Origin of the sequence: Azospirillum sp. TSO35-2 (assembly GCF_003116095.1) — a bacterium.
GTDB lineage: Bacteria > Pseudomonadota > Alphaproteobacteria > Azospirillales > Azospirillaceae > Azospirillum.
In genome coordinates this window covers 1,252,711-1,262,212 of sequence record NZ_LGRA01000008.1, presented here as the reverse complement: position 1 = coordinate 1,262,212, position 9,502 = coordinate 1,252,711, and the positions used below count along the sequence as shown (strand labels likewise).

Below are 9,502 nucleotides of genomic sequence, written 5' to 3'. Positions count from 1 at the left end.
ACAGCTTCGCTTCGGAGGTGACACGCGTTGCCCGCGAGGTGGGCTCGGAGGGCAAGCTGGGCGGTCAGGCGCAGGTCAAGGGCGTCGGCGGCACCTGGAAGGATCTGACCGACAGCGTGAACGCGATGGCGACCAACCTGACCGGTCAGGTCCGCAACATCGCCGAGGTGACGACCGCGGTCGCGAACGGCGACTTGTCGAAGAAGATCACCGTCGATGTGAAGGGCGAGATTCTGGAGCTGAAATCCACCATCAACACCATGGTGGACCAGCTCAACAGCTTCGCCTCGGAAGTGACGCGTGTGGCGCGCGAGGTGGGGTCGGAGGGCAAGCTGGGCGGTCAGGCGCAGGTCAAGGGCGTCGCCGGCACCTGGAAGGATTTGACCGACAACGTGAACGCGATGGCGACCAACCTGACCGGTCAGGTCCGCAACATCGCCGAGGTGACGACCGCGGTCGCGAATGGCGACTTGTCGAAGAAGATCACCGTCGACGTGAAGGGTGAGATTCTGGAGCTGAAATCGACCATCAACACCATGGTGGACCAGCTCAACAGCTTCGCCTCGGAAGTCGCCCGCGTGGCGCGCGAGGTCGGCATCGAGGGCAAGCTGGGTGGACAGGCGCAGGTGCGCGGCGTCGGCGGGACGTGGAAGGATCTGACCGACAACGTGAACATGATGGCGGCCAACCTGACCGGTCAGGTCCGCAACATCGCGGAAGTGACAACCGCGGTCGCCAAGGGCGATTTGTCGAAGAAGATCACCGTCGACGTGAAGGGCGAGATCTTCGAGCTGAAATCCACCATCAACACCATGGTGGACCAGCTCAACAGCTTCGCCTCGGAAGTGACACGTGTCGCGAGAGAGGTGGGTTCGGAAGGCAAGCTGGGCGGTCAGGCGAAGGTGGAGGGCGTCGGCGGCACCTGGAAGGACCTGACCGACAACGTGAACATGATGGCGGCCAACCTGACGGGTCAGGTGCGCGGCATCGCCAGCGTCGTCACCGCGGTCGCCGACGGCGACCTGAAGCGCAAGCTGGCGGTGGACGCCAAGGGCGAGATCGCGGCGCTGGCCAACACCATCAACGGCATGATCGACACGCTGGCCACCTTCGCCGACCAGGTCACCAACGTGGCGCGTGAGGTGGGCATCGAAGGCAAGCTGGGCGGTCAGGCCCGCGTGCCCGGCGCCGCTGGCCTGTGGAAGGACTTGACGGAGAACGTCAACCAGTTGGCGGCAAACCTGACCACCCAGGTGCGCGCCATCGCCGAGGTGGCGACCGCGGTGACCAAGGGCGACCTGACCCGTTCCATCACCGTGGAGGCGATGGGCGAGGTCGCGGCGCTGAAGGACAACATCAACGAGATGATCCGCAATCTTCGCGACACGACGCTGAAGAACGCGGAACAGGATTGGCTGAAGACCAACCTCGCCAAATTCACCCGCATGCTGCAGGGCGAACGCGATCTGGTCACCGTCTCCAACATGATCCTGTCGGAGATCGCGCCGCTGGTGAACGCCCAGCATGGCGTCTTCTACGTCGCCACCCGTGACCGCGACGAAGCGCTGCTGGAACTGGTCGCCTCCTACGCGCTGAAGGAGCGCAAGAACCTGTCCAACCGCTTCGGCCTGAAGGAAGGGCTGGTCGGGCAGTGCGCCTACGAGAAGAAGCGCATCCTCCTCACCAACGTGCCGCGCGACTATGTGTCGATCAGCTCCGGCCTGGGCGAGGCGCCGCCGTTGAACATCATCGTGCTGCCGGTCCTGTTCGAGGACGAGGTCAAGGCGGTGATCGAGCTGGCGAGCTTCAGCCGCTTCAGCGAGACGCACCAGAGCTTCCTGGAGCAGTTGACCGAGAGCATCGGCATCGTGCTGAACACCATCGCCGCCAACATGCGCACCGAGGGGCTGCTGAAGCAGTCGCAGCGCCTGACCACCGAGCTGCAAAGCCAGCAGGAGGAGCTGAAGACCACCAACGAGCGGCTGGAACAGCAGGCCGCCTCGCTGCGCAAGTCGGAAGAGCTGCTGAAGGCCCAGCAGGAAAAGCTGACCACCACCAACGAGGCCCTGGAAGACAAGGCCGAACAGCTCGAACAGCAGAACATCGAGGTCGAGCGCAAGAACCGCGAGGTCGTGCTGGCCAAGGCGGCGCTGGAGGACAAGGCGGAGCAGTTGGCGCTGACCTCCAAGTACAAGTCGCAGTTCCTCGCCAACATGAGCCACGAGCTGCGCACGCCGCTGAACAGCCTGCTGATCCTGTCCAAGCTGCTGGCCGACAACCCCGACACCAACCTGTCGGACCGTCAGGTGGAATTCGCCCGCACCATCCACGCCGCCGGGTCCGACCTGCTCGGCCTGATCAACGACATCCTGGACCTGTCGAAGATCGAATCCGGCACCGTCACGCTGGAGATCGGCGAGGTGGTGCTGGGCGACCTGCGCAACCATGTCGAGCGCACCTTCTCGCAGTTGGCGCAGGAAAAGCGGCTGTCCTTCACCATCGAGATGGACGAGGCGCTGCCCCCCAGCATCCAGACCGACGAGAAGCGTCTGGCCCAGGTGCTGAACAACCTGCTGTCCAACGCCTTCAAGTTCACCGACGCCGGCGGCATCACCTTCCGCGTCGCCCCGGCCACCGAAGGCTGGAGCGCCGCGCACCCGACGCTGGGCACCGCGTCGTCGGTGCTGGCCTTCACCGTGCTCGACACCGGCATCGGCATCCCTGAGGACAAGCAGCGCATCATCTTCGAGGCGTTCCAGCAGGCCGACGGCACCACCAGCCGCAAATACGGCGGCACCGGCCTCGGCCTGTCGATCAGCCGCGAAATCGCCCGCCTGCTGGGCGGCGAAATCCGCGTGACCAGCACGGTGGGCCAGGGCAGCGCCTTCACCCTCTATGTCCCGCGCAGCCACGACCCCGCCGCCGAGGCCGCCACCCCGGTGGCGCAGGCGGCGGGCGGCGCGGTGGCGCCGGCCAACCTCCTGACCAAACGCTCGGAGATCGCGCGGCCGATCCTTGCCGCCGGGTCGCCGGACGGGCTGGGGCTGCTGGAACTGCACCCCGCCGGCGACGACCGCGACCGCATCGCCGCGGGCGAACCGGTGGTGCTGATCGTCGAGGACGACGCGACCTTCGCCTCCATCCTGATCGATCTGGCGCGGGAGAAGGGGTTCCGCACCGTGGTGTCGTCGGTCGGCACCGCCGCGCTGCCGCTGACGCGCAAATACCGGCCGGACGCCATCCTGCTCGACATCGGGTTGCCGGACATGGACGGCTGGGCGCTGCTCGACCTGCTCAAGCGTGACCCGCAGACCCGCCACATCCCGGTTCACGTCATCTCGGCCAAGGACGAGCGGCGGCGCGGTCTGGCGATGGGCGCCTTCGACTATTCGGAAAAACCGGTGGAGCGCGAAGCGATCTTCGACGCGCTGAACCGGGTGAAGAGCTTCAAGGAACGGACGCACCGCAAGCTGCTGGTGGTGGAGAAGGACAGCCCGCAGCCGGGCGCCGTCGCCGCCCTGATCGGCAACGGCGACGTCGAAACCCACACCGTCACCTCGATCGAGGCGGCGATGGCGGCGCTGAGCGCCGAGCGCTTCGACTGCATGGTGCTGGACCTGTCCAACCCGACGCTGTCCGGCCCGACGGCGGCCGACTTCGAACTGGTGGAGTGGCTGCGCACCCGCGACGGCCTCGCCTGGGTGCCGGTGGTGGTCTACATCTCCAACGACGTGGCGCCGGAGGATGAGGCCCGCATGCGCCGGCTGGCCGAAACCGTGGTCCTGAAGAGCGCGCGCTCGCCGGCCGGCCTGCTGGACGAGACGGCGCTGTTCCTGCACCGCGCCGTCGACCGCCTGCCCGACGACAAGCGGCGCAGCATCCTGGATCTGCGCCAGCACGACCCGTCGCTGGCCGGCAAGCGGGTGCTGGTGATCGACGACGACATCCGCAACATCTTCTCGCTCGCCAGCGTGATGGAGGCCCATGCCATCGAGGTGCTGCACGCCGAAAGCGGGCGCGAGGGGATCGAGCGGCTGCGGGCCGACCCGGCCATCGACGTGGTGCTGGTCGACATCATGATGCCGGAGATGGACGGTTACGAGACGATGCGCACGATCCGCGCCATCGACGACTTCCGCAGCCTGCCGATGATCGCCGTCACCGCCAAGGCGATGAAGGGCGACCGCGAGAAGTGCATCGAGGCCGGGGCGACCGACTACATCGCCAAGCCGGTGGACATCGACCATCTGCTGTCGCTGCTGCGGATCTGGACGGCCAGAGGCGGCCGGCCACAGCCGCGCGGGGGGGTGCCGGCATGACCCGTCGCAAGCTCCGCGATCTCCGCGCGGCCGGTCGCCCGCATGGCCGACAGCCGGGCCGCGCCGCGCTGACCGTACCGCCGCCCACCGCCCTCCCGGTGCCGGCCGCACCGGCCTCCCTGCGACCGCCGGGTGGGGCACTTGCCGGATGGGACAACGGGACCATGACGACCGAATCGCATCCGCAGCCGGACAAGGCCGACGTCGCCATCCTGATCGTCGACGACGACCACCGGAACCTGTTCGCCGTGCGCGAGACGCTGGAGGATCTGGGGGCGCAGCTGGTGCTCGCCCGGTCGGGCGAGGAGGCGCTGAAGCACCTGCTGCGCCAGGATTTCGCGCTGATCCTGCTCGACGTCCACATGCCGGGCATGGACGGCTACGAGACGGCGGAGCTGATCCGGCTGCGCGAACGGTCGCGTCACATCCCGATCATCTTCCTGACCGCCATCAACAAGGACGAGACGCACATCTTCCGCGGCTACGCCACCGGCGCCGTGGACTACATGTTCAAGCCGGTCGACCCGCACATCCTGAAATGCAAGGTGGCGGTCTTCGTCGACCTCTACCGCAAGACGGAGGAAATCAAGCGCGAGGCCGAAGCCAAGCAGCGCCTGCTGGACGAGAACGAGCGGGTGCGGCGCGAGATGCGGCAGGCCGAACAGGCGCTGCGCCGGTCGGAGGAGCGGCAGGCGCTGATCCTGGGCCAGTTGCCGATCGTGCTCTACACCGCCGACCTGACGCCGGGCATCCCGTTCCGCTACCTGTCCGACACGGTGCAGGCGGTGCTGGGCCATCCCGCCCGCGCCTTCATCGAGGACGCCAATTTCTGGGAATCCGGGCTGCACCCCGATGACCGGGCGCGGGTGCTGCGCCAGTTGGAATCCATCCACGCCACCGGCCTGTCGACGGTCGAATACCGCTGGCGCTGCCCGGACGGGTCGGAACGCCACCTGCTGGACCAGGCGGTGGTGGTGCGCGACGAGGATGGGGTGGCGCGCGAGCTGTTCGGCACCATCCTGGACGTGACCGAAACCCGGCAGGCGCAGCATCAGCTCGCCCACGCCCAGAAGATGGAGATGGTCGGCCAGTTGACCGGGGGCATCGCCCACGATTTCAACAACATGCTGATGGTGGTGATCGGCAGCCTGGAGCGGCTGGTGCCCGGTCTGGCCGACGATCCCAAGGCGGCGCGGCGGGCCGAGATGGCGTTGCAGGCGGCGCTGCGCTGTTCGGACATGACGCGGCGGCTGCTGACCTTCGCCCGGCGCCAGCAGCTTCACCCCGAACCGGTCGATCTCGGCGCGCTGGTCGCCGGCATGGGCGAGCTGATGGACCGCACGCTGGGCGGTGCGATCACCATCGCCATCGACGCCCCGCCCGCCGGCGGGGAGCCGCTGTGGACCGCGTCGGTCGACCGTTCGCAGGCCGAATCGGCGCTGCTGAACCTCGTCATCAACGCCCGCGACGCCATGTCCGGCGGCGGCACGCTGCGCATCCGCACCGAGAACACCCGCTTCGCCACGCCGCAGACCGCCCATGGCATGAGCGTTCCGGCCGGCGACTACATCCTGCTGTCGGTGTCCGACAGCGGCTGCGGCATGCCGCCGGAGGTGCTGGACCGCGCCTTCGAGCCCTTCTTCACCACCAAGGAGGCGGGCAAGGGCACCGGCCTCGGCCTTGCCATGATCCATGGCTTCGTCAAGCAGTCGGGCGGGCTGATCGGCATCGACAGCGCGCCCGGCACCGGCACCACCTTCCGCCTCTACCTGCCGCGTGCGGCGGTGGAGCCGCCGCGCGGCGCCGGCCCATCCGACGAGGGGGCCGACGTGGCGCTGGCCGGCCATGGCGAGACCGTGCTGGTGGTCGATGACGACGCCGACGTGCGGGCGGTGGCGGTCCAGGCGGTTGCGGCGCTCGGCTACCGGGTGCTGGAGGCCGACGGGGCGGAGGCGGCGCTGGCGGTGCTGGACCGGCAGCCGGTCGACCTGCTGTTCACCGACATCGTCATGCCGGGTGGCCTGAACGGCCGCGAGCTGGCGCGGGAGGGGCTGCGGCGCCATCCGTCGCTGCGGGTGGTCTTCGCGTCGGGCTACGCCAACGGCCCGGAGGCGGCGGTTCCCGACAACGTGGCCGGCGCCCCCGATCAGGAGGGGGCCCAGCGGGCGGCGGTGGGCAGCGCGGAGACGCTGGCCAAGCCCTACCGCGACGGCGATCTGGCCCGCGCCCTGCGGCGCGCGCTGGATCTTCATGCCCCTCTGGCCCCGGTGGAGTCGATGCGGGGCTGATGACGGGGACCGTTGGCGGCGGCGTTTCACGCCGCCCATCAGGCATATCAGGTCAGGTTCTGGTTCATGGTTTTGTCCGACGATGCCCTCGCCCTGCTGCGCCGGTCGATCCGGTCGGTGTGGGCGCTGGAACTGCTGCTGCTGCTGCGCCGCCAATCCGACCGCAACTGGTCGAACGCCGACCTCGTGCGCGAGCTGCGCGGCAGCGAGGTCGTGGTGCAGGAGGCGCTGGTCGGTTTCCTCGGTGCCGGGCTGCTGGTGGCGGAGGCCGACGGCAGCCACCGCTACCGGCCGGCCGCCCCGGTGCTCGACCACTGGGTGGAGGAGATCGCCCAGGCCTACGCCACGCGCCCGTCCGCCGTCATCCGGGAGATCTTCGCGGCGCCCGGCAACAAGGTGCAGGTCTTCGCCGATTCCTTCCGTTTCCGTCTCAACGATTGAGAGGGTTGCCGTTCATGGCGACAGAGATTGGGCAACAGAATCCGATACGATCGGTCCGGGGCAGTTGCGCCGGCAGGGATGCCGCAGCATGGAGGTGATACAGTCCGCGGTCTATCTGCTGTGCTTCGCCGCCAGCCTGCTGTGCATGGCGCTGCTGGCGCGCAGCTACCGGCGGTCGCGCGGCCGCCTGCTGCTGTGGAGCACGCTGTGCTTTGTCGGGCTGGCGCTGAACAACCTGCTTCTGTTCGTCGACGTGGTCGTCCTGCCGACGCAGGTCGATCTGCTGCCGCTGCGCCAGCTCTCCGCCCTGGCCGGGATCGGGGTGCTGCTGTACGGCTTCATCTGGGATGCCGACTGATGTCCCCCACCACCTACAGCTTCATCACCGGGGCCATCGCGGCGCTGTACGCGGTCGCCGGGCTGTTCTTTCTCCGCTTCTGGCGGCGGACGCGCGACGCGCTGTTCGCGACCTTCGCCCTGGCCTTCGCGCTGCTGGCGCTGAACCAGACGCTGGTGGCGCTGAGCGGGCTGGAGCGGGAGGAGCAGAGCTGGATCTATCTGCTCCGCCTGCTGGCCTTCCTGCTGATCATCGTCGCCATCGTCCGCAAGAACCTGGAAGGGCGCCACCGGTAGCGGGCGGCTGTCCCGGCCCGCTTACGTCCGCAAGCTTACTTCCGGCCATCGCCGAAGCGCCGGCAATCCCATTCGTCGCTGCCGGCGGCGGCCCGGCCGCCGTTGGAGGTGCGGTAACGGGGATCGTCGCACTGCCCGTTGCGGGCGTAGCGGTCCTCGGAATACCGGTTGTTGTTGGAATAGTAGCCGCCCTGGCCGCCCCATTCGTTGCCGTAGCCGCTGCGCTGTTCGGAATGGTGCCGCCGATGCCGATAGTCCGGCCGGTCGTCGTCGCCGTCATCCGACCCGCTGGCCGCCAGCACGCCCAAGCCGATCACCGCCGCACCGATCAGCAGCGCCCCGGCCATATCGTCGGAGCCATTTCCAGCGCAGCCCGACACGGCAAGCGACGCGGCCATCGCCGTGGCGACCAGAGCCGATCTGACCATGAGCAACCTCCCCATTTCGAACCATCTTTCGGGTTATTTTCATGATAAACGGTCTGGGCGGACTTTTCATCCAGACTCGTTCAAATTTTCTTTTTGAAATATTTGGTGGTTGCTTTCCGCCGCCTTGCCGGTGCTTTTTTCTCCCGGTCCCGCCTTGCCAAGCCCTTGGCCCGGCCGGCGCGAGGCCGTATGGTCGGGCGGCTGTCGCCGTCACGGGAGTTGAGTGGATGTTCACCGCCAAGATTCTGCTGCTGGGCTCCGGGGAACTGGGCAAGGAGTTCGTCATATCGGCCAAGCGGCTGGGCTGCGAGGTCGTCGCCTGCGACAGCTACGCCGACGCGCCGGCCATGCAGGTCGCCGACGCGGCGGAGGTGTTCTCCATGCTCGACGCCGACGCGCTGCGCGCCGCCATCGCCAAGCACCGCCCGGACTTCATCGTGCCGGAGGTGGAGGCGATCCGCACCGAGGTGCTGCACGAGTTCGAGGATGCCGGCACGACCGTCGTGCCGTCGGCCCGCGCCGCCACCATGACGATGAACCGCGACCGCATCCGCGAGGTCGCCGCGACCGAACTCGGGTTGCGCACCTCGCGCTACCGCTACGCCGAAAGCCTGGAGGAGGTGCGGGCCGGCGCCGAACACACCGGCTTCCCCTGCGTGATCAAGCCGGTGATGTCGTCGTCCGGCAAGGGCCAGAGCACGGTCCGCGACGCGGGCGAGCTTGAAGCGGCCTGGACCTACGCCGTTGCCAACATGCGCGGCGACCGCCGGAAGGTGATCGTCGAGGAGTTCGTCGCCTTCGACTATGAAATCACCCTGCTGACCGTCCGCACCCGCGACGGCATCCTCTTCTGCGAGCCGATCGGCCACCGGCAGGAGCGCGGCGACTACCAGGAATCCTGGCAGCCGGTCGCTATGCCGCAGCGGATGCTGGACGACGCCAAGGCGATGGCGGCGCGGGTGGTCGACAATCTCGGCGGCTACGGCATCTTCGGCGTCGAGTTCTTCGTGACGGCCGACGAGGTCGTCTTCTCCGAACTGTCGCCGCGGCCGCACGACACCGGCATGGTGACGCTGCTGTCGCAGAACCTGTCGGAATTCGACCTGCACGCCCGCGCCATCCTGGGCCTGCCGATCCCGCGCATCGTCTGCCGCGCGCCCTCGGCCTCCGCCGTCATCCTGGCCGACCGCGAGGCGGAGGATTTCCGGATCGAGGGGCTGGCCGCGGCGCTGGCGGAGGGAACGGCGGAGCAGGACGTCGATGTCCGCCTGTTCGGCAAGCCGACGACCCGCAAGAACCGCCGCATGGCCGTGGCGCTCGCCACCGGCACCGACACCGACGACGCCCGCGCCCGCGCGTTGCGGGCGGCGGGGGCGGTTGCGATCCGGTACGC

At 68.3% G+C, this 9,502-nt stretch carries 7 protein-coding genes; 6 read left to right on the top strand and 1 reads right to left on the bottom strand.

Annotated elements, in window-relative coordinates; all coding sequences use genetic code 11:
• The first annotated feature begins 17 nt into the window (after nt 1-17).
• From TSO352_RS07210 to TSO352_RS07190, 5 genes are all read left to right on the top strand, one after another.
• Nucleotides 18-4,319, top strand: coding sequence for a response regulator (locus TSO352_RS07210; protein ID WP_247871944.1), 4,302 nt, complete (start codon nt 18-20; stop codon nt 4,317-4,319).
• A gap of 164 nt (nt 4,320-4,483) precedes the next feature.
• A complete protein-coding gene (locus tag TSO352_RS07205) occupies nt 4,484-6,607 on the top strand; it encodes a response regulator (RefSeq protein ID WP_109106587.1) in 2,124 nt (707 codons plus the stop codon).
• A 66-nt stretch (nt 6,608-6,673) separates the two neighbouring features.
• Nucleotides 6,674-7,048, top strand: a complete 375-nt coding sequence (locus tag TSO352_RS07200; RefSeq protein WP_109106716.1) for a hypothetical protein — start codon at nt 6,674-6,676, stop codon at nt 7,046-7,048.
• An 88-nt stretch (nt 7,049-7,136) separates the two neighbouring features.
• Entirely contained in the window at nt 7,137-7,406 is a 270-nt protein-coding gene (locus TSO352_RS07195; protein ID WP_199231507.1) for a DUF5985 family protein, read from the top strand.
• Complete coding sequence (locus TSO352_RS07190; protein ID WP_109106586.1) at nt 7,406-7,681, top strand: DUF5985 family protein; 276 nt, start codon at nt 7,406-7,408, stop codon at nt 7,679-7,681. Before TSO352_RS07195 ends, TSO352_RS07190 begins: the two co-directional genes overlap by 1 nt.
• A gap of 35 nt (nt 7,682-7,716) precedes the next feature.
• On the opposite strand, the gene TSO352_RS07185 is transcribed toward TSO352_RS07190, so the two are convergent.
• Nucleotides 7,717-8,109, bottom strand: coding sequence for a hypothetical protein (locus tag TSO352_RS07185; RefSeq protein WP_247871943.1), 393 nt, complete (start codon nt 8,107-8,109; stop codon nt 7,717-7,719).
• A 227-nt stretch (nt 8,110-8,336) separates the two neighbouring features.
• Here TSO352_RS07185 and purT point away from each other — a divergent pair.
• On the top strand, nt 8,337-9,502 hold a 1,166-nt coding region (gene purT, locus TSO352_RS07180; protein WP_109106714.1), incomplete at its 3' end, for a formate-dependent phosphoribosylglycinamide formyltransferase.